We start from the raw sequence: 22,533 nt of genomic DNA, 5'->3' as shown, positions 1-22,533 counted from the left end.
CAACGAAGAACGAAGCGCCGCATCGGATTCCGGTGCGGCGCTTTCGTTTTTACGGAACGTGACAACTGATTTCGCAAGATCCGGGTAACTCCCGGGGTACCCCCAAAATCGGTGTCGCGCACAACCGCCGGTACGCGTCCCCAACGGTCAACGGCTCCCAGCCGTGCGCCAAAGTTTCGGGGAGGCGGAACAGCTTAGCTGTGGTACGGCTCCGCGCTGACCAGTGTCACCTTCATGGTGTTGCCGTTGGGCAGCATGTATTCGCGGGTCTCGCCGACCTTGGCGTTGATGAGTGCGCCGCCCAGCGGGGAGGCGGGGGAGTAGGTCTCCAGGTTGTCGCCATTGAGGCCCTCTTCGCGGGTGGCGATGAGGAAGGTTTCGGTATCGTTCTCGTCGCCGTCGTAGTAGACCTTGACGACGGAGCCGGGCAGTGCGACGCCGGACTTGGTCGGTGCGACGCCCACCTTGGCGTTGTTCAGGAGTTCCTGCAGCTGGCGAATCCGCGCCTCCTGCTGGCCCTGCTCCTCGCGAGCCGCGTGGTAGCCGCCGTTCTCCTTGAGATCGCCCTCTTCGCGGCGCTCATTGATTTCGGCCGCGATGACCGGACGGTTGGCAATGAGGACGCCGAGTTCGCTCGTGAGCCTCTCGTGCGACTCCGGGGTCAGCCAGGTCACGTTCGTCTCAGTCATCTCGATCACTCCCTAGTAGTTGTCCCCGACGCGTGCCGGGATTTCCCTGAACTCCGTCGTGCACGCCCACGCTGGGGTAGGCATGACAACAGCGGACAGCCAGAGCCATCCTGGGGGAGGTTCCCGACAGCGCCGGCCGTCAATGCAGCAAACACGGCTCCGAACCCCGGAACCGTGTGTTGGACTATTTTAGCACGATTCGCAAAGATGCAGGTAGAGGCATCAAAGCGGGTTGCGTACCGGACTTTTCACCCGGCGCGCAGATAGGCCGGCACATCATCGCTGCAGGCGTAGACATTGCCCGCCCCGGCGCGCCCGGTGGTTTTGATGGTGGTGGTGAGGCGCACGGTGCCGCTGTCGGAGGCCGGAACCAGCACTTCGCGGCGGCCGACCTCCTCGCTGTCCGCGGTCATGGCGCGAACAATGCAAACGACCGGCGTATCCGGATCCTTGCGCGTCACCTTGAAGTCCACCTCGACGGTGGAGTCGTCGACGACGGTGTATCCGATTCGATCCGGCTCGATGTCCTTGGGGCCGTACTGCTTATAGCCCACATAGGCGACGCCGAGACCGGCGATTATGACCACCGCGCTGATCGCGTACATCATCCAGCGGGGTGTCTTGCGGCGCGCCGCGCCATACCGCCCGGCCGGTCTTTCGCTCATGACAGGCCCCTCCCGGGGGGTAGGTCGGAACAAACGATGGTCGGATGGAACTATAGGGAATGGAGATCGGACACCCCCTGCCTGGACCTGGCGGAGAGCGATGAGGTGAAAAAGTGATCGGTGAGGTGAACGAGAAGTGAGTGGTCTTCGCCTCATGGCGGTACACGCGCACCCCGACGACGAATCCAGCAAGGGTGCGGCGACCACCGCGCGCTATGCGGCCGAGGGCAATGACGTCCTGGTCGTCACCCTGACCGGTGGCGAACGTGGTGACATCCTCAATCCCGCCATGGATACGCCCGGCATCAAGAACAACATCTCCGAGGTACGCAAGCAGGAGATGGCCGCCGCCGCCGACGTGCTCGGCGTCGAGCAGTTGTGGCTGGGTTTCGTGGATTCCGGCCTGCCGGAAGGGGATCCGCTGCCGCCGCTGCCCGAGGGCAGTTTCGCGCTGGTGCCCCTGGAGGAGGCCACCGAGGCGCTGGTGCGCGTGGTGCGGAAATTCAAGCCGCACGTCATGACGACCTACGACGAGATGGGTGGCTACCCGCACCCGGATCACATTATGTGCCACCAGGTTTCGGTCGCGGCCTACGAAGCGGCCGGCGATCCCGAGCGGTTCCCCGATGCGGGCGAGCCGTGGACGCCGTTGAAGCTCTACTACAACCACGGTTTCAGCCTGGCCCGGCTGGAGATCTTCGCCGACGAGTACGAGCGGCGCGGTGAACCCTTCCCCATGCAGGAGTGGATGGACCGCATGCGCGGTTACGCCCGCGATCGCGGTGACATCATGGGCCGGGTCACCACCCAGATCGAATGCGCCAAGTACTTCCCGCAGCGTGATGACGCGCTGCGCGCGCACGCCACCCAGATCGATCCGAACGGCGCGTTCTTCGCCATCTCGATCGAATTGCAGCAGAAGCTGTGGCCGACCGAGGAATTCGAGCTCGCGAAGACCCGAGTGCGCACCGCCATCCCGGAGACCGATCTGTTCGCGGGGATCGACGATGCCGACACCGAGGCTGTTGAAAATGAGGACGCCGACCGATGATGCTCACCCTGCTCGCCCAGGCCCAGAACACGCCCACCGGACCGGAGTTCGGTAAGGCGTCCCCGCTGGGCCTGGTGATCGTGCTGGTGCTGCTGGTCGGCACGGTGCTGCTCGTGGTGAGCATGAACCGGCACCTGAAGAACCTGCCCGCCACCTTCTCCCCGGAGCATCCGGAACCGGATCAGGAGGCGGACGAGGGCACCGAGCGGAGCGTCATCAAGCAGGAGGAGGACGCTCCGAAACCGGAGAATTCCACCAGCTGAGCCCGGTGGTGATCGGCGGGCCGCCTCGGTGGGTGCGCGGCTCGTAGGATGGGCGGTATGCCCATTGAGCCGGTTCGGATAGCCGGGGCGCTGGTTGATGTCGCGGTTCCGGCGCATCAGCGAATGGCAGGGGTCGGTATGGCCGGATTCTGCGGGCGCGCTGGGACTTCCATCGATATGCGGGTGGTGCCGTATCCGGATTTGACGGTGTTCATCGATTTCGGGGATGTGCTGCTCGTCGATGAGGCCGGTGGGGTGCGGCAAAGGGGGAGTGGGGTTGTCGGGCTCGCGCCGGGGAGTGTGCGCGGGTCGGGGCGGGCGATCGATGTGTTGCAGATTCGGTTGTCACCGGTGGTCGCGCATGCGGTGCTGGGGGCTACGGCCGAGTTGAGTGGGACCGTGGTGGGGCTCGATGAGCTGTGGGGGCGTGAGGCGGGGCGGATTCGGGAGCGTATGCGTGCCGCGTCGTGGGATGAGCGATTCGCTGTCGCGGAGGCAGTGTTGCTGCGCCGGATGGCGGCGGGGCGGGCGGTCGATCCGGAGGTGGCTCGGGCCTGGAATCGAATCGTGGTGAGCCGGGGGCAGATTCGGGTCGAGCGGCTGGCGGCCGAGATCGGGTGGAGTCGTAAGCGGTTGTGGTCGCGATTCCGGGGGCAGATCGGGTTGACGCCGAAACAGGCGGCGCAATTGGTTCGATTCGATTGTGCGGCACACGATCTCGCTTCGGGAGAGAGCGCGGCCATGGTGTCGGCGGGGAACGGTTATGCCGATCAATCGCATCTGCATCGTGATGCCAAAGCCTTCGCGGGATTGACGCCGACCGCCCTCGCGGTCGCGCCCTGGCTGGCTGTCGACCCCATCGCCTGGGCGCGCTGACGGGAACATTCTTCCAATACATTCGCCGACCTCCCGATGATGCTGAGCGTCAGGTCAGACGCGATCGAGGAGGAATGACATGAACGACGCCACCGAACGCCCACCGCGCGGGATCCGGCTACTGCATGCGCTGCAAAAGGATCCGGACTGGCCGAGTATCACGGCCGAGGAATTGGCTGTAGTAAGCGTCAAGGCGAATCGTAAGGCGGGATCGCGCCTGCTCCGGGTGGTCACCGGGTTTCCCGATCGCGGCGCCACCATCGCCTGGCAGGAGGTGACGCTGCCCGATCGGGTGGTCGGGGTTCGGGTGTATCGCCCGTCCTCCGGTGGCGACGCCGCGCTGCCGCTCGTGCTGCATGTGCACGGTGGCGGGTTCGTCGGTACCGCGTCGCAATGTGATTGGGGGAACAGTCATCTCGCCGCGCGGTTGCCCGCGGTTGTCGTCTCGGTCGAACATCGTCTGCTCACCGAGGACACCGCGCTGGCGGATGCGTTGGATGACGCCTGGGATGTGTTGCGGCACTTGGTAAGTCATGCCGCGGAGTGGGGTATCGATCCGGCACGTATCGTGGTCGCGGGGGAGAGCACCGGTGGGTTGATCGCCGCGCTGGCCGCGATTCGGGCCAAAGCCTCCGGTCTGCGGCTGCGGGCACAGGTATTGGTCAACCCCGCCGCCGATCTGACCGCGACCATGCACGACTACCCGTCGATGGCCAAGTACGCCGACAGCCCGACCTTGAATACACCGAGATTGCAGCTGTTCCACCGGCTTGCGGTGCCACCGGGCACGGATCCCCGCACGGTTTCACCCCTGTACGCCGACGACCTGAGCGACCTGGCCCCAGCGCTCGTGGTGGTGCCCACCCTCGACCCGCTGGCCGACCAGGGCCGCCGCTATGCCGAACGACTGCTCGAATCAGGCACGCCCGCAAGACTTTCCGAGCATCCCGGCGCGACGCACGCGTTCATCACCATGCCCGGACTGGTGCCGCAGGCCAAGGCGGCGCGCGCGGAGATCACCGAATTCCTCCGCAATCGCCTCACCGAACCGCAATCGGCCCAAGGGATTACGACAAAGGCGCGGGTGCGATGACCACCGAACATCTCTCCTCGGAGCTGCGCCACCGGCGCGGCGACTACGGGCTCGACGGGGACTTCTCGGTGGTTTCGGCCCGCGTGCAAGGGGTGATCCTGGCGGTGCTGGTCGCCGCGCTCCTCGCGTTCACGGTGCGCGAGATCGCGGTCGGTGCCTTCCTCGGCGCGGTGATCGGCGGCGTGATCGCGCTCGGATTGTCGCTGTTCGTGGGCACGTATGTGCGCACCAGCCGGACCGGAAAATTCGAGGTGTGGGCGCGGATTCTCACCGATCTGCGACTGCGCGGCGATGAACAGGTGCTCGATCTCGGCTGCGGTCGCGGCGCACTACTGCTGATGGCCGCGGAGCTACTGCCGCGCGGGCGTGCGGTCGGCATCGATCTGTGGCAGGCCGACCAGACCGGCAACAGTCCCGAGGTCACGCTGCGCAATGCGGAACTTGAAGGGGTGGCCGATCGAATCGTGGTGGAGACCGGGGACATTACGCGATTACCGTTCGCGGACAACAGTTTCGACCTGATCATCAGCAATGTCGTACTGCACAATATCTCCACCGCGGCCGGTCGCCTGGCCGCGGTCGACGAAGCCGTGCGGGTACTGCGCCCCGGCGGCCGGATCGCCATCGCCGATCTGTTGCACACCGGAAAATACCGTGCCCGCCTGCGCGAACTCGGAATGACCGGCGTGCACCGCCGCAATCTCGGCCGGCGGATGTGGTGGGGTGCGCCCTTCTTCCCCACCCGGCTCGTCACCGCGAGCCGGAAAACCACCGCCGCAAGCGAGTCGATGCCGACTTCTCGGGTTGCCGGGGCTTGATCCGATCGAGCCAGTCGGGCAACGGTTCTCGCGCGGCCACCCACGCCGGCGGTACGCCGCCCGCACCGCCACCGGTGTGGGCGGCCACGATTCCACCGACAATCGCGGCGGTGGTATCGGTATCCCCGCCCGCACCCACACAGGTGGCGATCGCGGCCCGGTAGTCGTCGAGATAGGTTGCCGCGACCCAGATTGTGAACGGCACGGTGTCCTGCGCGGTCACCCGAATTCCGGTGCCGAGCTCCTGCGCGACCTGCTCGACGGGTGCTCCGAGCAGTGCGCGGGCCCGGTGAATCAGCCGCGCGGTATCCCCGCCGCCGACCCGTTCGAGCACGGCGGTAATGAATTCCGCCGGCGCGGGCCGGATTCCGGTGATCCGAGCCTGCCCCGCGGTGGCGGCCGCGACCGCGATCGCGACAGCGCCGACGACCCCTTCGCGATGCCAATGCGTCACCTGCGCGGACCGAACCGCTTCGGCGACAACCCTTTCCGTATCCCCGGCATAGAACGCGCCCAGCGGTGCGACCCGCATGGCCGCACCATTGCCACACGATCCCTGTCGATCGAAAGCGGCCGCGGTTACCTCCCGCCAGGGCACACCACGGCGGATCCGCCCCAGCGTGTCCACGGTCATGAACCCGTAGTCGCGGCGACTGTCGAATCGCTCGGCGAAGGCCGCGGCCAGCCGATCCTGCTCGATTCCGCCGTGTTCGAGCAGTTCCCCGACCACCGTGCACGCCATCTCGGTGTCATCGGTCCATTCCCACCGGCCAACCGGGAGATCGCCGGCCGCCAATTCGGCGAGCGGCCGCCGCAGAATCGGAAATTCGGCCCCCACCGCGTCTCCGACGGAAAGGCCGGCCAATGAATCAAACATCAGGTCGATATTCATCGCATCCGATAGTAGCCGCGGTCAGATGTCGTTGAGCTGCAGGATCATTCCGCGCATAGTGGCATAGCGGGCGAGATTGGTGACGGCGTCCGCGGCGGTGCGCCGACCGATTTCGGAGTTGAGTGCGCTCTGCAGGGCGGCCATATCGTCCCAGTCCAGGATGGCAACCAGGTAGTAGGGTGCGCCGATCACCGGTGTCGCGTCATGACTGACCGTGTAGCGGCGTAATTCGGGCAGTTCGTTCGCCAGCGGAATGTGAATGTCTCGATAGTGGCGTTCGAATGCGTCTATGTCCGTTGGGGTTTCGTACATGATCACGAATCGCGCCAGGTGATCGGTGCCCGGAGTTGTGCTCATCGGTCTCAACCTTTCGAAGAATGCTCTGTTGACCAGGTAGACCTCGGCGACCCCGGAAAGGGATCGGTGTGATTACCGGACCGCGATGAATGTGATCGACTCGAGTACTTGACTCGGGTGTGAGTCGGGTCTCATACTTCGACTGATCAGTTAGTTAGTTGTAGTTCGAGTGGATCTGAAGGAAGCACCTCAGCCGCCGTCGCGAAGGCGTGACATGAACGGTGCAGTAACTTGGCAGGGTGGCAAAGCAGATGAGGCAGCGGAAAGAAACCAAGGATCGCCGTAATGAGATCCTCACCGCCACACTCGAATTGATCACCGAGGACGGGATCGATCGCCTGCGCGCCCTCGATATCGCCGAGGCACTGGGTATCAGCACCGCCTTGATCTTCTATCACTTCAAGACACTCGAGAATGTGGTCGTCAGTGCCTTCGAGTTGGCGGCCGAACATGATCTGGTCAATCTCGACGCGGTATTGGAACGCACGGACGGCTCGGTGGAGAACCGGTTGCGCGCGGTCCTGAACGAATACGGTCCCACCGGTCGCGCGGTGGGCTGGCGATTGTGGATCGAGACCTGGTCGGCGTGCCTGCGTCAGCCCGCGCTGCGCGAGGTCACCCATCGCCTCGATATGCGCTGGCGTGAGGTCGTCATCGAACTCATTGCCGAGGGTGTCGAATGCGGTGACTTCCGTGCCGATGATCCGCGCGGTGCGACCTGGCGTTTGACGGCAATGCTGGACGGGTTCGCGGTCCAGCTGGTCGCCCTCGATGGCGCGGTGTCGCGCGACGATGTGGCCGCCTGGGTGGATCGGGCGATTCGCACCGAATTGCAACTCTGATCCGCCGTCGCCGGGTGCTGCCCGGCGGCTTGACCGTGGGAGATAGCCCGCGGCACCGGTAAATACAAAGCAACACTTGACGTGGCCGGTATCACTCTCTCATGCTGACTGAGCAATCAGTAAGTAACTGGCCCAGAGCGTAGGAGCCTTCCAATGTCTTTGACCCTTCCGAACGCGATCGGCTCGGCCGACGCCGGCCGCAGCGACGACTCGTTCTTCGAGGCGACCTGGCGCGATACCGAAAGCGCCGCGACGGGATACCTGGTCATCGACCGCCTGGTCCGCGGCATCTCCAGCGGCGGCCTGCGGATGCGCGCCGGCTGCACCCTCAATGAGGTGCGCGGCCTGGCCCGGGGGATGACCCTGAAAGAGGCCATCCACTTCGAGGCCGACGCCAAGTACGTGCCGCTGGGCGGAGCGAAGGGCGGCATCGACTTCGATCCGTACCACCCCGACGCCGATCAGGTGCTGCGCCGCTACCTCGCGGCAATGGCCCCGCTCATCGAGCAGCGCTGGACCATGGGCGAGGACTTCGGCGTCCGGCAGGACGCGGTCGATGCCGCGCTCGACGATCTCGGGCTGACCAGTTCCGTGCAGGCCGCGCATCGCGTGGTCGGCGATCCGGCCGAATCCGCGGCCCGGATGAAGACCGCGTTCAGCGCGGTCGTCGATGGCGTGAAGCTCGACGAGCTGGTCGGCGGCTACGGCGTCGCCGAAGCCGCGCTGGCCGCCATGGAGCGAAAAGGTATGGACCCCAAGCAGACTCGCGCCTTGGTGCAGGGCTTCGGCTCCATGGGCGGGGCCACCGCCCGCTACCTCGCGCAGGCCGGTGTGCGCATTGTCGGCATCGCCGATGTGCACGGCGTCGTCGCCAACCCGGACGGCCTCGACGTGGAGACGCTGCTGCTGACCCGCGACGCGACCGGCGGCGTGGATCGCGGCAAGCTCGCGTGCGGCGATGTGCAATTGCCGTCCGAAGCGTGGCTCACCGTCGAGGCCGAGGTGCTGATCCCGGCCGCGACCTCGTACTGCATCAATGACGCCAATCAGGACCAGGTGCGGGCCCGGCTCATTGTCGAGGCCGCCAATATGCCGATCACCCCCAGCGCCGAGGCCGAGCTCCAGCGGCGCGGCGTCGTGGTCTCGCCGGACTTCCTCGCCAACTCCGCGACCAATGCCTGGTGGTGGTGGGTGTTCTTCGGCGATATCGACGGCAGCGCCGAGCAGTCCTTCGACAAGATCAGCACCCGCATGCGGACGCTGAGCACGCAGATGTTCGACCACGCCGACGCGCAGGGCGTCAGCACCCGGGCCGCCGCCTTCGCGCTGGCCTCGGACAAGCTCGCCGACCTGTCCACTCGGTTCCCGACCTACTGATCTCGGCCCCCCACGACCAGGAGTTATTCGATATGGCAACGCTCGCCGCGCCTCCGGCCGATACCGACCTGCGGGTCTTCACCGACCCTGCCTCGGTCGCGGTCGTCGGGGCCACCTCGGACCCAGCGAAATGGGGATACTGGCTGGCCAAGGGGGCGTTGTCCGGCCGTCACCGCCGCGAGGTGTATCTGGTGAACCGGTCCGGTGCGGAGATCCTCGGCGAGGCGAGCCACACCGGACTGGGGGAGCTGCCCGCAACACCCGAACTCGTCGCACTGTGTGTGCCGTCGCAGCATGTCGGTGCGGTGGTGGACGAGGCGCTGGCGCTCGGTGCGCGCGGTTTCCTCGGCATCACCGCGGCTGTGCCCGAGGAGCGGGAAATCGCCGATCGGATTCGGGCGGCCGGGGCGCGACTGGTGGGGATGAACAGTCTGGGCCTCTACGACAGCAGCGCCGAATTGCATTTGGCCTGGGGCAATTTCACGCCCGGACCGATCGCGGTGGTCTCGCAGAGCGGTCAGGTCGGTTCGGAGATCTCCCTGCTGGCGGCCCGCGCCGGACTGGGTGTCTCCCGGTTCGTCTCGATCGGGAACCAGACGGACCTGCGCGCCGCCGAACTACTCGACGATCTCATCGATGACGACGCCACCCGCGTGGTCGCGCTCTACCTCGAATCCTTCACGGGCGGTGCGGAAGTGGTGGCGGCGCTGAGCCGGCTGCGGCAGGCCGGAAAACACACGATCGTGCTCACCGTCGGCGCGAGCGCGGCCAGTTCGCGACTGGCCCGGTCACATACCGGATCGCTCACCTCGAGTCTGGATGTCGTGGATGCGGCCATGCGGGTCGCCGGCGCGGTGCGCGTCGCCACCCCGGCCGAACTGGTCGACCTCGCACGCCTGCTGCTCTCGGCGGGTCTGCCCGGCGGTGGCCGGGTCGCCGTGGTGGGTGACAGCGGCGGTCAGACCGGTATCGCCGCGGATGTGGTCGCCGCGGCCGGGCTCACCGTGCCGGAGTTCTCGGTCGACCTGAAAGCTGTACTCGAACAACGTCTTCCCAGCGGCGCCGCCAACAGCAACCCGGTCGATCTGGCCGGTGGACCCGGCGACCCGGCTCGGGCCGGTGATCTCGGGCCGGCAGCGCGAGTCGATCGCCCAGGCGGTCGAGGGTGCGCTGGGTCGCGGTGCGCGGCTGGCCGCCGGTGGCACCTACGCCATTGCCGAGCGCGGGCATTTCCTGCGGCCCACAATCCTGGCGGACGTCGACCGGAGTGATCCGGTCGCGCGGGACGAGATCTTCGGCCCGGTATTGGTCGTCCTCGCCCATGAGGGGGATGAGGACGCTATCGCGGCCGCGAACGACAGCGAGTACGGCCTCGCCGGTGCGGTCTGGTCGGCCGACCGGGACCGTGCGCTGTCGGTCGCGGCCCGCATGGACACCGGCCAGGTCGATATCAACGGTGCCGCCTTCAATCCGCTCGCCCCCTTCGGCGGCTGGAAGAACTCGGGGCTGGGTCGTGAACTCGGCCATATCGGCATCGAGGAGTTCACCGAATTGACCTCTGTCCAACTGTGATCGGGCCGCTCCGATCCCCACTCGTGCACACCAGAAACGTAAATCCAGAAAGGCCCACCATGACCACCACCCCGTTCGAAGCCTGGCCGCTCACCACCGAGCAGCGCGAAATCGTCAAGCTCTGCCGTGATTTCGCGGAGAAGGAGATTCGCCCGCGCGGCCGCGAGGTCGACGAGGCCGATGTGGTCACTCCCGTCGATATCTTCGCCAAGGCCGCGCAGGTAGGTATCACCGACTTCATGATCGCCGAGGAGTTCGGCGTCGGCGGCATGACCGACGTGTTCACCCAGTGCCTGGTCCAGGAGGAGCTGTGCTTCGGTGATCCGGGTATCGGAAACCTGGTGTGCTCCAACGGTTTCTTCTCCGATCCGCTGATGGCGCTGGGCACCGCGGAGCAGAAGGAGAAGTGGCTGCGCCCGCTCACTGGCACCACTCCGGTGATGACCGCGCTCGCCACCACCGAACCCGGTTCAGGCTCGGACGCCGCCTCGATCATCACCACCGCCACCAAGGTGGACGGCGGCTACCGCATCAACGGCCAGAAGGCGTGGATCTCCAATGCCGGTGCGGCCGAACAGTATGTGGTGTTCGCCAAGACCGATCGCAACGAGCGCTCCAAGGGTGTCACCGCGCTCCTGTTCACCAAGGACACACCGGGATTCAGCTGGGGTGAGCCGATGAAGAAGATGGGTCAGCGCGCCATTGTCTGCCGCGAGCTGTTCTTCGACGATATGTTCGTCCCCGACGAGAACAGGCTCGGCGACGAAGGCCAGGGCTTCTACGGTCTGATGGAGACCTTCGACATCTCCCGCATCGTGCTCGGCGCCGCAGCGGTCGGTTCGGCCCGCGCCGCCTACGAGTACGCCCTCGACTACGCCCGCAATCGCAAGCAGTTCGGCAAGCCGATCATCGAACACCAGGCCGTGGCATTCCGCCTGGCGGACATGGCAACTCGCATCGAGGCCGCGCGCCTGCTGGTCCACCACGCCGCCCGTTCCATCGACGCCGGCGTGAACACCACCGGCCTGGCCGCCATGGCCAAACTGACCGCCTCCGAGACGGCCATGTTCGTCACCCACGCCGCGTCCAAACCCTCGGCGGCTGGGGCTACTCCCGCGAATTCCCGGTCGAGCAGTGGATGCGCGACGTCAAACTGGAGGAGATCGAGGAAGGCACCTCGGACATCATGCGCCTGGTGATCTCCCGCAACCTCGCCTGACCACGCCCGGCGGCGGGCACGATCGCCCGCCGCCGGTCCGGTCCGAGTGAAACCGACTCCGCCGCAGGGCAATTCAGGATTATTCGAAAACCTCGTCCAGATTGCCTGCGGTGAGCACTCGCGCGGCCCAAATCCGCAGCTGCGCTGAATCTGCGCCCTGCACGGTGGCGGTGGTCGCTGCCGTCAGCCGTCCGAACTTCAAGGTCAATTGTTCGAGCACGGTCTCGGCCCGTCCCATGGCTTCCCCTTCAGCGCGTCCTCTGGCTTCGCCGTGGGCTTCCCCTTCAGCGCGAAGTCGATCCGCAGTTGTCACAATGACCTCCTTGCCGTGGGGTCCGAGTCGGTCGCCGGGATGTTCACCAGCCATGGGCGGGCAACCTACTGTCAGATCACCTGCGACACGCAGGTTTTCACGTTTTCAATTGGATGGGCTGCGTGAATCGGCCGTTGGCGACTTCGTTGAATCGACGGTCCGGGGTGCTGGCGCTCCTGTTCGAGGCGGGCGGCTATTGCTCGGACGGTTCGGCTTTCGCCGGTCCGGGTGTGTGATCGGGTGGGTTGCTCGTCGCCGAGTCCGGCGGCGAGGAGGAGCACGAGCGCCGCTCCTACGACGAGTCCGATCACGAACGGTGTCAAGGTGGACATGGGATGGCCCCCTAGTCGGTGAAATGTGTTGGTGAGTAATCGATTCAGGAACTATTCGGCAATGTGCGGGTGCGCCTGGCTCGCTGGCTATGGGGACACTTCGCACACCTGTGCACCGGCTCGCACGGCCAACAGTCCGAGTAGGCAGGTGCGGGGGACGCGCATCCCGGATAGGTGTCCGGCTGCCGTCATGACCAGATGTGCTCGCGCACGGCGACATTCGTCGAGCAGGTCCAGGTAGGCGGGCGGCACGGTCGCGTCCGGCGCGTACTCGCGGAAGATCGCGGCCAGCTCGAATCCGAGTTCGCGTGCGGCGGACGCGAGTCGGCCCTCCCACAAGGCGGTTTCGTCGCCGAGTAGCTCGAGGCGGAGATATCCGTAGGCCAGTGGAAGTGTGACGCCGCACGGCGGCGCGGGTTGCTGCTCCATCAGAGACGCTCCCCAATAGGGTTGGGATCGCGGTGTCGCGCGAGCCCGAAGTCGTTTCAGTTCAAGGAATTTCGATGCGAAATGCTGAAATCGCTTATCCGGCAGAGCATTGAGTGCTCGTCATCGCGGTGCCACGGTTTCCGGGCACTGACGGTTGTCGTGATGCATGTATCGAATCAGTTCTAATCCTGCTTCTGTAACTGTTACAGAAGCAGTTTCGGAAATCAAGGTCCGGTTGCAGGCTTGCGGCGTATCGTTCCGATGACGAGAGGAGTAGCGCGTTGGTGCCCGAGTCACCCGTTGTGGCGAGCTGGGAGCTGACGTTGCGGTTGCGTCAGCGCCGCGCGCAGTTGGGGATCGACGTCAAGACGATCGTCAAGGAAGTCGGCCTATCCCGCAGTTACTGGGTTCTGATCGAAGGGGATCGTCGAATCCCCGCCGTGGACAAGTTGCGAGCGCTGATCCAGCTTTTCGAATTCGATGCGGACGAGGCCGCTGAACTTCTCGCGCTTCGGGAGGTGGCGCGCGGACGGGGCTGGTGGACAGGATATTCCGCGCTGTTCGGCCCGGAACTGCTGCGCTGGTACGGGCTGGAGTACGGCGCTCAGCGCATCAGGACATATGAGAGTGTCCTCATCCCAGGACTCCTACAGAGTGAGGAATACGTTCGGGCACTGATGGTGACCGGGATCGCGACGGTGCTTCCGGTCCAGGTTGAGCAGCGTGTCGAAGTACGGATGCGGCGGCAGCATCGACTCGAAGGCGATGAGCCCCTGCACTTGTCGGCGGTGATCGGTGAAGCGTCACTTGTGCAGCAGATCGGTGGGCCCACTGTCCAGATTCGGCAACTCCAGCATCTCGCCGACACTATCGAAGGCCATCCCGACACCATCGATGTGCGGCTCATGCCCTTCACTGCGACCGAGCGGTCCATATTCAGTGGGGCGACGTTTCACCTGCTCGACTTCGCCAACCCGCGGCTGCCAACCATCGCGTGGCACGAATCCACGGTCGTAGGTGAGGTTTTGGAGGACAAGGGCAATGAGACTCGGGTCCGTGATCTGGGTGTCATTCACGATAGGGCGATGTCGCAGGCCATGGGGCGTGAGGCGACCTTGGACCGAATCAGGGCGATCGCCCTTGGGATACAGTCGACGCTATGAGCGCCCCGGATCTGCCGAGAATCAGGGGATGGTTCAAATCCTCTTGGTCGTCGGAAACCCAAACATGCGTGGAGGTCCGGCTCGGCGATGAGGTCGTGACCGTCCGCGACAGCAAGTTCATCGGCTCCGCTGAATATCAGCCGGTTGTCTCCGTGGCTGCCGGACAGTGGCCGGCTCTGCTCGAGTTGGCGGGGCGGCGGGTGTCCGGTGAGGTTGCCGATTCGGTGGCGATTGCTGTGGGTGACGATGGCGGTGCGGTGATCTCCGGGCAGGGTGTGTCGTTGGTTTATGACCGCGGTGAGTGGGATGCGTTCGTAAAGGGTGTTGTGGCGGGCGAATTCGCCTTCGGATAGTCGGATGACGTTGTCGGGCCTGTGATGCCGGCGTGGGTTAGCCCGATGTATGCCCCCTTGTGAGGACCCCGGATTTGGGGGCATTCACACGATGGCGGTGGGCGCCTTCCATGTCATACGTTGAAGGTCAGCGTGATATGCGAATCCGGTTCCGGGAGAATGCTTTCGGACCGCCGAGCTGGAGGTGTTGGCCGATCATGACACGAACAGGCTGTGCCGCTCCCCGTCGGCGGGGTATGTGGGCCAGGGCGAACACATTCCGCATTGTGGCGGTGCTGGGTAGCGCGGCGATAGCGCTCACGGGTTGCGCCACCAACTCGACGGACAGTGCATCGACTCCGGGCGGGAGCACTTCGGTGACGGCGGGCGTGTCCACGACTGTCCCCGCGGGTGCGGGCGTAACCACGACGGTCCGGGCGGACGGTGGAACTGTCGCGCCGGAACCTACTTCCGGCACCGAATCCGCCGCACCGACGTCCGGCGCCACCACCGTATCGCCGGTGGATGCCCCGGCGGGCGGCTCGTGGGATCCCTGCTCGCTGCCCGAATCCGAGCTCACCGCAGCGGGATTGAGCACCAGCACCGCGGCGCGGGTATCGGGTTCGAAGTTCCCGGCCTGCAAATGGCAGTCCGCCGATCAGACCTTCGAACTGATTATTGTGGCCTCGGGTGACTCGATGGATACGGTCCTCGCGCCCGGCACCTACACCGACCTGCGGCGCACCGAGTACTACGGTCGCCAGCTGGCGCTGTTCCGGGCGGCAGCCGACACCCACAAACTCGGCTGCCTCATCGTCACCCCGGCGAGCTTCGGCAGCATCGTCTTCACCGTCCGCAATACCCGGGTCCAAACCGATTACGGCGATCCCTGTGGCGACGCCCAGCGAGTCGGCGCGAAACTCTTCAAGTCGCTACCCTGACCCGCACCGCTGCCGAGGTTGAATCCCGCACCGCCACAGCCTGATCGTGAGTTAGGACACCTAAGGTTTAAGCCGATACGCTCCGGACTCATGAGAGTTTTCATCGTGGCTTGGCTCGCCTATGCCACGGTTCTGCTGAGTAGCAGTCGTGATCTGTTCTCCCGGATTGTCTTCGAGGAGGGGGACGCGGCGACTGTCTCGATCCAGGTGCTCGCGGCGAAGCATTTCGAGCTTCTCGTGGGCAACTATTCCCGGGTCGGGTTTCATCATCCCGGGCCCGCGTTCGTATACGTGCAGGCGTTCGGCGAATGGCTCTTCTACGATGTGCTGCATTTGGTGCCGGCACCCTGGAATGGGCAGGCGGTCGCCATTCTGCTGCTCAATGCCGCGATGGTGGCTCTGGCACTGAGCATCGTCCACGACTGGTATCCGTCCTGGACGCTCACTGCCGGGATCGGCGGTGCGAGTTTGCTGTTCCTCACCGTGTATCGCGAACTGCTCAGCGCACTTTGGTTTCCCTACGTGTATTTCGCGCCGTTCCTCGTCCTGCTGGTCGCGGTGTCCTCGGTGGTGGCCGGGCGCACCGAACACCTTTGGGTGGTAGCGCTCGCCGGCGGGTTGCTCATCCACGGGCACGCGGAATTCCTGTTTTTCGTGCCACTGCTGGGCGGGGCGGCGCTATACCTCGTATGGCGACGCCGACTGGAGGTCGCCAGGAAAGACTGGTGGCTGTTCGGCGGAATCGCCGCGGTGTTCGCCTCGACAATCGTGCTCGACGCGATCGTGCATTTCCCCGGCGAACTCGTGAAGTACGTCAGCTACGGCGGCGGGCACGGGATCCATATGCCGTGGACGGCAGCGTGGTACACGGTGCAGTTCTGGGGGCCGAACCACGGGCTCGGCATTGTCATCTTCATCGCGCTCTTCGCCCTCGTCGCGCTGGTGGCGCGCGGAGAGAAATTCTTGGAGACCGGTCTGGCGGTCTGCGCGGCGATCGTGCCACTGATGTCGATCTACGCGATGATCGGCATCGATCAGATCGACGAGGCATACATCGGCTACTTCTCATATGCGGTGCCGTTGTTCATGTTCGCCCTTCTTCTGGCCGGCGTCACCCAGCGGGTCCGGCGGCTGGAATTCGCCGGCGCCGACCGGTTGAAATTCGCCGGCGTCGGCCTGCTCGTCATCGGGATCGTGGTGAGTGGGTTGACGCACTCGCTGGCCAATAAGCGCTCCGAAATGGCCGGCGTTCCCACTACTTTGGACGCAATGGCAAGGGCCGCCGGAAGCCGGCCGATCGTCCTGGAGAGCCGCCCGCACGAAGCCTGGGCCGAAGTGGTTCCCCTCGTACTGAGCGGAGCCCGCGCCGGTATTCGAGTCTGCGCCGACGACGCCACCCGAATGGAACTACTGGTAACCGCCGCATTCGTCTGCACCCCAACCGAATTGGCCACCGGCGTCCATTTCGCGGTGACGAGAAAGGCCGCCGGCGCCCCCGTCGGTCAGGTCATCGGCGAGGTAGGCCACGGGGTCGGCAGCCAGGGGAGTTGGGTGACAACGCTGGGCTGACCGATCACGCCCCCACGCTTGATCATTCGCGGAGCTTGACCTTGATCAGTGCGGAGATACCAGCATGCGTGCATCGATCGCATTTTCACGAGCTTGCCGGAACGCCCGTTCGGATGTCGTGCTGCAGGTGCGGCACTGTGACGGGGTCGTCGAGGACCGCTCGGCGTGCGAGTTCGATTGCGCCGGTGAGGATTGCGTCCGATCCGAGGATGCCGCGGGTGATCAGGACGAGTCCGGCTGGCACGGTCGCGGCGCGGCCGGCTATCCGCTCGGTGATGGCCGGCTCGAGCCATGGGAACCAGTCCGCGAAGACCCCGCCCAGGACGATCTCGTCGATATCCAGCATGGCGGCGATGGCGAGCGCGGCTGTGCCCAGCGCTGCGCCGGCCTCGTGAACAGCGTTGCGGGCCTGCGGGTTTCGATCCTGTAGGGCACGCAGCAGCTCGGCCAGCGCGATCGTGCGGCCATGATCGCGCAGGCTGTCGGCGAGGCCGGCTCGGGTCAATACCCGGTCGGGTCCGGCATAGAGCACCAGGCAGCCGCGCGCGCCGCATTCACACGCCGGTCCGTCGGCGCCGACCGGAAGGTGCCCGGGCTCACCGGCTATGCCACGTCCGCCGGTATGTAAGGCGTGGTTCAGGATCAGCCCGCCGCCGATGCCGGTACCGGCCGCGATGTAGCACATGGCGCGGCTTCGGTTGGGCCGCATGCCGTATTCGGCCAGCGCGCCGGCGTTGGCGTCATTGACGATATCGATCGGACAGCCGAGGCCGGGCAGCCGCGCCGCGAGCAGCGCGCCCAGCTGTACCGGGCGCTTCCACCCGAAATTCGTTGCCGCCAATACGGTCCGGGAGTCGTCATCGGCCACCGCGCCCGGCATTGCGACGAGCACCCGCGCCAGTTCCGTGCGCGGTAGCGCGCGGATCCGGTCCTCGGCGCGGCAGATCTCGGCGGCGACGGCATCGGCCACAGATACCGGCACACCGGTGGTGAATTGGTATGGGCGCGAGTCCATCCAGACGGGTGTGCCGTCGAGCCCACTGACCGCTGTCCGCAACTGTTCGTGTCCGATCTGGACGGCGATGGTCAATGCTCGGCGCGGCGCGAGCCGCAACGGTTTGCGGGGCCGGCCCGGTCCGTTCGCATCACCCGATGAGCGGTCCTCGGTCACCAGTCCGCGCATGATGAGCTTGCCGACGGCCGCACTGACCGTGGAGTGCGAGAGCCCGGTTCCGGTGGCGATCTCGGTGCGAGCGCACGGACCCTGCGTCGCGATATGGGTCAGCACGAGACCCAGATTGCGGCGGTGTACGAGACCGGGCTGGTTCGGGCTACCCGCACCGGGTGGCCGCGGCGACGGCCGATTTATTTCGATCATTGACTCGCGCTTCTCGAAATTGCGAACCTGCGCTCACTCACGAATGAATCGAGGATGACTTGCGTTCCCAACCAGTTCGGCGTCGCACTGTGTTGTTCGGTGCCGCGGCATTGGCGGCGGCGGGCGTATTCGCGCCCGCGCGCGCCTTGGCCGCACCCGCCGCGCCCATCGTCCGTACCGGCTCCGGACCGGTGCGGGGCCTGCGCCGCGATACCGGATGCGCCTATCTCGGAATCCCTTTCGCGCAACCACCGGTCGGTGACCTGCGGTTCGCCGCACCGGTACCGGCCACACCGTGGGGCGAGGTACGCGACTGCACCGCTTACGGGCCGACCGCACAGCGCAAACAGCTCACCACGGTGACGACCATTCCCGAGCCGGTCATCCCGGGCGACAACGTCCTGAACCTCAACGTCTTCACCCCCGATCCGTCCGGGGGCGCGAAACTGCCTGTGCTGGTGTGGATTCACGGTGGCGGCTTCACCGCGGGCTGCAATGCCAGCCCCTGGTACGACGGGGCCGCGTTCAATCGTGACGGTGTGGTGCTGGTGTCCATCGGCTACCGGCTCGGTGTCGAAGGATTCATGCATCTGGACGACGCGCCGGAGAATCGTGGTGTGCTGGACTGGATCGCGGGTCTGCAGTGGGTGCGGGACAATATCGCCGCGTTCGGCGGCGATCCGAATCAGGTCACCATCGCGGGTCAGTCCGCGGGTGGCGGTGCGGTCTGGGCCCTGCTCGGCACGCCCTCCGCGCGCGGATTGTTCCGGGCCGGAATCAGCGTCTCCGGTGCGGTGAATCAGCCCAACGATCGCGCGACCGCCCTGAGCATCGCCGCGGATTTCACCCAGCGCACCGGCCGACCGGCCACCGCGGCCGCACTTCGGGATGTCTCCGATGACGAGATGCAGCAATTGCAGGACAAAGCGAATCAGGACGGAGCGGGCCTGCTGACGCATCCGTCGCTGATGACCTTCGCGCCTTACGTGGACGGCACGCTGATCCCGGAATCCAGCACGCAGATGGGCGGTGGCCCGGACATTCCGCTGATGATGGGCTTTACCAAGCATGAGATGAACGCCGTGGTCGACATGCTGCCGATTCCCGCTGCCGCCACCGGCCCGGCGCTGCTGGCGACCGGACTGGATCTGCCCACCGTGGCCGCGTATCACGCTGCCTATCCGGGATTGTCCGATAGCGAGTTGTTCGGTCAGGTGCTCAGTGACCGGGTGCTGCGCGCCGGGGCGTATCGGGTCGCCGAGGCGCGGGCGAGCAGGGGCCTGCCCACCTGGTTCTACGAATTCGGCTGGGGTGACCCGAGTTCGCAGTATCACGGCCAGTCCGTGCACTGCAGTGATCTGCCGTTCTCCTTCGATTTGCTGCACGCGGAGGGGGTCGACCGTTTGAACGGCACCGGGCAGCCGCCGCAGCAGTTGGCCGATGCCATGCACGGCGCGTGGGTTTCGTTCGTGCGCAATGGCGATCCGGGCGCGAACTGGCCGCGGTACAACCTCGCGGAGCGGCCGACCATGATGTGGTCCGCCGAGTCGCGCGTCGTCTCGGACCCGTTCGCCGCGCAGCGCCCGGTCTGGACCCGGTAGCCGCGGGTGTCGCGGCTGAAATCCGACTGATACCAAGCTCTTTCGATCCTGTCCTACGACCGCGGTGATCTCATGGTCACCGCGGTTCGCCGCGTGGGCGGGTGCTGGCACCGACAGATCGGCAGTTGATAACGCAATGGTAACGGTACCTACCGAACGCTCGGTAGTTTGACGATACTCGTCACGAACAGCGCACCGATGCGGATTGCCGCGGAACCAGGAGTGGGACGAGCCATGACAGATCGGGATTCCGAGCGGGCGGCAGTGGTCGAACGCGCACTGTCCGCCCTCGACCTGGACGCACGCTGCCTATTGGTGGCCGGACAGGACATGTGGACCCTGCCCGCCCTCGCGGAGATCGGCCTCGACTCCCTGGTCATGTCCGACGGGCCGATCGGAGTGCGCGGAGTCCGCTGGAGTCCGGAGGACCCGTCCATCGCGCTGCCCAGCCCGACAGCGCTGGCCGCCGGCTGGGATCCGGCGCTCGCGCGCCGCGCCGGGCAACTGCTCGCCCAGGAAGCCCGGCGCAAGGGCGTGCACGTGGTACTCGGGCCCACGCTCAATCTGCATCGGACACCGTTGGGCGGCAGGCACTTCGAGTGCTACTCCGAGGATCCGCTGCTGGCCGGCGAGATCGGCGCTGCGGTAGTCACCGGTGTGCAGGAGGGCGGGGTCGCGGCCACGCCGAAACACTTCGTGGCCAATGACTCCGAGACCGAACGCTTCTCGGTCGATGTGCGGGTATCGCAGCGGGCGCTGCGGGAGTTGTATCTGACTCCATTCGAGACGGTCGTGCGCAAGGCCGAGCCCTGGGTGCTGATGGCGGCCTACAACGGCGTCAACGGCACCACCATGACCCAGCACGGCGAATTGCAGAACGACATCCTGCGCGGCGAATGGGGTTTCGACGGCGCGATCGTCTCCGATTGGCTGGCCGCTCGGGATACCGCCGGTGCGGCCACCGGTGGCCTCGATATCGCGATGCCCGGACCGTTCGCCGTATTCGGGCAGGCACTGGCCGACGCGGTCCGAGCGGGCACGGTACCCGAGGACACGGTCGCGGAGATGGCCCGCAATGTGCTCCGGCTCGCAGCCCGGGTCGGAGCCCTGGCGGGCGCCGAACCGGCCGTCGCGGCGGCGGATCTGCCGCCGGTGATCGACGGCGAAGCACTGGCCCGCGAAATCGCTCAGCGCTCTATCGTGTTGCTGCGCAACGAGAACAATGTGCTGCCGCTGGCGCCGGTGCACCGGATCGCGCTCATCGGGCACGCCGCCGACCATGCTCGCGTCCTGGGCGGCGGTAGCGCACAGGTCTTCCCGCCGCATATCGTGTCGCCGCTGGACGGATTGCGGTCGGCACTGGGTGCGCAGACCGAGCTGGTGTACGCGGTCGGCGCGGACCCCCGCGTCAAGATCCCGCCCGCCGCAACCGGTTTCGAGCTGCGGGTGCAACTGCTCGGCGAGGACGACCGTGTGCTCGGTGACCATCCGCTGCCGGAGGCGGCACTGGAGTGGATCGGTGACTACCCGGATGGTGTCACGCCGGCAGAGCTGCGCGCCATTGTCATCAGCGGCACTTTCACACCGAAGACGACCGGAGTGCACACCCTGACGGTTTCGGGCGTCGGTGAATTCCGGTTGGACGTTGCCGGGCAGGTGCGCTTCGACGACACCATTGCCGCCAAGGATGATCCCACGGCGTTCCTGAACCCTCCGGAAGTGCTGGTCGAGGTGAAACTTGAAGCGGGACAACGGATATCGATCGAACTGCGGCACGCGATGGTGTCCGAATTGCCGCTGCCGTTCGCCAAACTCGGTCTCGGGCACCGGGAACCGGATATCGATCCGGAGGCTTTGATCGCGGAGGCCGTCGCCGCGGCTGCCTCGGCCGATGTCGCCATCGTCGTGGTCGCCACCACCGCCGAGGTGGAGAGCGAAGGCTTCGACCGCACCTCGCTGGCCCTGCCCGGACGTCAGGACGAACTCGTCGCACGGGTGATCGCCGCCAACCCCCGCACCATCGTGGTCGTGAATACCGGCTCACCGGTGCACATGCCGTGGGCATCCGATGCCGCGGCGATCCTTTTGACCTGGTTCCCCGGGCAGGAGGGTGGGGCCGCGCTCGCCGACGTCCTACTCGGCCACGCCGAACCCGGCGGGCGATTGCCCACCACTTGGCCTGTGCACCTTGATGATTCGCCGGTCTCGAATGTCACCCCCACCGACGGCACTCTGGTCTACACGGAGGACGCCCACATCGGATACCGGGCCTGGCAACGACTTTCGGCCGAGCCCGCCTACTGGTTCGGGCACGGCCTCGGCTACACCACCTGGGAGTACGAGTCCGCGGAGTTCACCGCGACCCCGGAGGGTGCGGACCTCGGCACGCTGACGGTTCGCATTCGCAATAGCGGCGAGCGCGCCGGCCGCGAGACCATCCAGACCTATCTCGCCCCGAACCGGGAAGGCTCCGCGGACCTGCGGGAACAGCGCCTCGCCGCCTTCGCGGTGGTCGAAGCCGGACCGGGGCAACATGTTTCGGTCGACCTCCCGATTCCCGGCCGGGCCGCCCAGATCTGGGACGAGGCGGCACAGGATTGGGTGTTTCCCGCGAATACCTGGCAACTACTGACCGGTCGCTCGATAGTCGACCCTCGCATCGCCACCACCATTCACCTCGGGAAATTCGTGGTGGGCGGCGAATGACGAAAGGTGCTGTGACCCAACTCGTCTGATGCATCGGCCCGACTATCTTCGCGCG

The 22,533-nt window shown here is 65.9% G+C and carries 21 protein-coding genes and 2 pseudogenes; 16 read left to right on the top strand and 7 right to left on the bottom strand.

Going from position 1 to position 22,533, the window contains the following annotated elements; all coding sequences use genetic code 11:
• Nucleotides 1-194: 194 nt before the first annotated feature.
• Both greA and GFY24_RS04115 read right to left on the bottom strand, forming a co-directional pair.
• Nucleotides 195-689 (bottom strand): transcription elongation factor GreA, encoded by a 495-nt coding sequence (greA, locus tag GFY24_RS04120; RefSeq protein ID WP_153803649.1) that lies wholly within the window; start codon nucleotides 687-689, stop codon nucleotides 195-197.
• 248 nt (nucleotides 690-937) lie between these two features.
• Nucleotides 938-1,354, bottom strand: a complete 417-nt coding sequence (locus tag GFY24_RS04115; protein ID WP_153803648.1) for a DUF4307 domain-containing protein — start codon at nucleotides 1,352-1,354, stop codon at nucleotides 938-940.
• A gap of 154 nt (nucleotides 1,355-1,508) precedes the next feature.
• On the opposite strand from GFY24_RS04115, the gene mca reads away from it, so the two are divergent.
• The 5 genes from mca (at nucleotide 1,509) to GFY24_RS04090 (ending at nucleotide 5,455) form a co-directional block, all read left to right on the top strand.
• Complete coding sequence (mca, locus tag GFY24_RS04110) at nucleotides 1,509-2,405, top strand: mycothiol conjugate amidase Mca (protein ID WP_153804139.1); 897 nt, start codon at nucleotides 1,509-1,511, stop codon at nucleotides 2,403-2,405.
• Nucleotides 2,402-2,668: a hypothetical protein gene (locus GFY24_RS04105; RefSeq protein WP_153803647.1), complete on the top strand. Its 267-nt coding sequence runs from the start codon at nucleotides 2,402-2,404 to the stop codon at nucleotides 2,666-2,668. The genes mca and GFY24_RS04105 overlap by 4 nt, the downstream gene beginning before the upstream one ends.
• Before the next feature lie 57 nt (nucleotides 2,669-2,725).
• On the top strand, nucleotides 2,726-3,544 hold the full coding sequence (locus GFY24_RS04100) for an AraC family transcriptional regulator (RefSeq protein WP_228565988.1): 819 nt from the start codon (nucleotides 2,726-2,728) through the stop codon (nucleotides 3,542-3,544).
• 79 nt (nucleotides 3,545-3,623) lie between these two features.
• Nucleotides 3,624-4,637 (top strand): alpha/beta hydrolase, encoded by a 1,014-nt coding sequence (locus GFY24_RS04095; protein ID WP_153803646.1) that lies wholly within the window; start codon nucleotides 3,624-3,626, stop codon nucleotides 4,635-4,637.
• On the top strand, nucleotides 4,634-5,455 hold the full coding sequence (locus GFY24_RS04090; RefSeq protein WP_375335998.1) for a class I SAM-dependent methyltransferase: 822 nt from the start codon (nucleotides 4,634-4,636) through the stop codon (nucleotides 5,453-5,455). The genes GFY24_RS04095 and GFY24_RS04090 overlap by 4 nt, the downstream gene beginning before the upstream one ends.
• On the opposite strand, the gene GFY24_RS04085 is transcribed toward GFY24_RS04090, so the two are convergent.
• Both GFY24_RS04085 and GFY24_RS04080 read right to left on the bottom strand, forming a co-directional pair.
• The gene (locus GFY24_RS04085) at nucleotides 5,388-6,347 is read right to left on the bottom strand and encodes an ADP-ribosylglycohydrolase family protein (protein ID WP_228565987.1); all 960 of its coding nucleotides are present in this window, start codon (nucleotides 6,345-6,347) and stop codon (nucleotides 5,388-5,390) included. The genes GFY24_RS04090 and GFY24_RS04085 overlap by 68 nt on opposite strands.
• Nucleotides 6,348-6,368: 21 nt before the next feature.
• Nucleotides 6,369-6,704, bottom strand: a complete 336-nt coding sequence (locus GFY24_RS04080; protein WP_228565986.1) for an EthD family reductase — start codon at nucleotides 6,702-6,704, stop codon at nucleotides 6,369-6,371.
• Nucleotides 6,705-6,955: 251 nt separating this feature from the next.
• Between GFY24_RS04080 and GFY24_RS04075 the strand changes: the two genes are divergently transcribed.
• From GFY24_RS04075 to GFY24_RS04055, 5 genes and pseudogenes are all read left to right on the top strand, one after another.
• Nucleotides 6,956-7,546 (top strand): TetR/AcrR family transcriptional regulator, encoded by a 591-nt coding sequence (locus tag GFY24_RS04075; protein ID WP_153803645.1) that lies wholly within the window; start codon nucleotides 6,956-6,958, stop codon nucleotides 7,544-7,546.
• A 153-nt stretch (nucleotides 7,547-7,699) separates the two neighbouring features.
• On the top strand, nucleotides 7,700-8,923 hold the full coding sequence (locus tag GFY24_RS04070; RefSeq protein WP_153803644.1) for a Glu/Leu/Phe/Val dehydrogenase dimerization domain-containing protein: 1,224 nt from the start codon (nucleotides 7,700-7,702) through the stop codon (nucleotides 8,921-8,923).
• Between the two features lie 32 nt (nucleotides 8,924-8,955).
• Nucleotides 8,956-9,813: pseudogene (locus GFY24_RS04065) on the top strand (CoA-binding protein); the annotation flags it as partial.
• A gap of 229 nt (nucleotides 9,814-10,042) precedes the next feature.
• Nucleotides 10,043-10,495, top strand: a complete 453-nt coding sequence (locus tag GFY24_RS04060) for an aldehyde dehydrogenase family protein (RefSeq protein ID WP_309230445.1) — start codon at nucleotides 10,043-10,045, stop codon at nucleotides 10,493-10,495.
• Nucleotides 10,496-10,554: 59 nt separating this feature from the next.
• Nucleotides 10,555-11,714 (top strand): annotated as a pseudogene (locus GFY24_RS04055) (acyl-CoA dehydrogenase family protein).
• Nucleotides 11,715-11,793: 79 nt separating this feature from the next.
• Here GFY24_RS04055 and GFY24_RS04050 read toward each other — a convergent pair.
• The gene (locus GFY24_RS04050) at nucleotides 11,794-11,952 is read right to left on the bottom strand and encodes a hypothetical protein (protein ID WP_153803642.1); all 159 of its coding nucleotides are present in this window, start codon (nucleotides 11,950-11,952) and stop codon (nucleotides 11,794-11,796) included.
• Between the two features lie 494 nt (nucleotides 11,953-12,446).
• Nucleotides 12,447-12,788, bottom strand: coding sequence for a hypothetical protein (locus GFY24_RS04045; protein ID WP_153803641.1), 342 nt, complete (start codon nucleotides 12,786-12,788; stop codon nucleotides 12,447-12,449).
• Nucleotides 12,789-13,072: 284 nt separating this feature from the next.
• Here GFY24_RS04045 and GFY24_RS04040 point away from each other — a divergent pair, with 284 nt between their 5' ends.
• The 4 genes from GFY24_RS04040 (at nucleotide 13,073) to GFY24_RS04025 (ending at nucleotide 16,793) form a co-directional block, all read left to right on the top strand.
• Nucleotides 13,073-13,951, top strand: coding sequence for a Scr1 family TA system antitoxin-like transcriptional regulator (locus GFY24_RS04040; RefSeq protein WP_309230444.1), 879 nt, complete (start codon nucleotides 13,073-13,075; stop codon nucleotides 13,949-13,951).
• The gene (locus GFY24_RS04035) at nucleotides 13,948-14,304 is read left to right on the top strand and encodes a DUF397 domain-containing protein (RefSeq protein ID WP_153803639.1); all 357 of its coding nucleotides are present in this window, start codon (nucleotides 13,948-13,950) and stop codon (nucleotides 14,302-14,304) included. The genes GFY24_RS04040 and GFY24_RS04035 overlap by 4 nt, the downstream gene beginning before the upstream one ends.
• A gap of 197 nt (nucleotides 14,305-14,501) precedes the next feature.
• Nucleotides 14,502-15,224, top strand: coding sequence for a DUF3558 family protein (locus GFY24_RS04030; RefSeq protein ID WP_194852738.1), 723 nt, complete (start codon nucleotides 14,502-14,504; stop codon nucleotides 15,222-15,224).
• 90 nt (nucleotides 15,225-15,314) lie between these two features.
• A complete protein-coding gene (locus GFY24_RS04025) occupies nucleotides 15,315-16,793 on the top strand; it encodes a hypothetical protein (protein WP_153803637.1) in 1,479 nt (492 codons plus the stop codon).
• An 85-nt stretch (nucleotides 16,794-16,878) separates the two neighbouring features.
• Here the strand turns inward: GFY24_RS04025 and GFY24_RS04020 are convergent, their stop codons facing one another.
• Nucleotides 16,879-18,171 carry an ROK family transcriptional regulator gene (locus GFY24_RS04020; RefSeq protein ID WP_153803636.1) on the bottom strand — a complete coding sequence of 431 codons (1,293 nt, stop codon included), beginning with the start codon at nucleotides 18,169-18,171 and terminating at the stop codon, nucleotides 16,879-16,881.
• Between the two features lie 89 nt (nucleotides 18,172-18,260).
• Between GFY24_RS04020 and GFY24_RS04015 the strand changes: the two genes are divergently transcribed.
• On the top strand, nucleotides 18,261-19,772 hold the full coding sequence (locus GFY24_RS04015) for a carboxylesterase family protein (protein WP_309230443.1): 1,512 nt from the start codon (nucleotides 18,261-18,263) through the stop codon (nucleotides 19,770-19,772).
• A 234-nt stretch (nucleotides 19,773-20,006) separates the two neighbouring features.
• Nucleotides 20,007-22,478 carry a glycoside hydrolase family 3 C-terminal domain-containing protein gene (locus GFY24_RS04010; RefSeq protein ID WP_153803634.1) on the top strand — a complete coding sequence of 824 codons (2,472 nt, stop codon included), beginning with the start codon at nucleotides 20,007-20,009 and terminating at the stop codon, nucleotides 22,476-22,478.
• The last annotated feature ends 55 nt before the right edge of the window (nucleotides 22,479-22,533 follow it).

Source organism: Nocardia sp. SYP-A9097, assembly GCF_009649815.1.
In the GTDB taxonomy this organism is placed as follows: domain Bacteria; phylum Actinomycetota; class Actinomycetes; order Mycobacteriales; family Mycobacteriaceae; genus Nocardia.
This window is presented reverse-complemented; position numbering and strand designations above follow the sequence as displayed.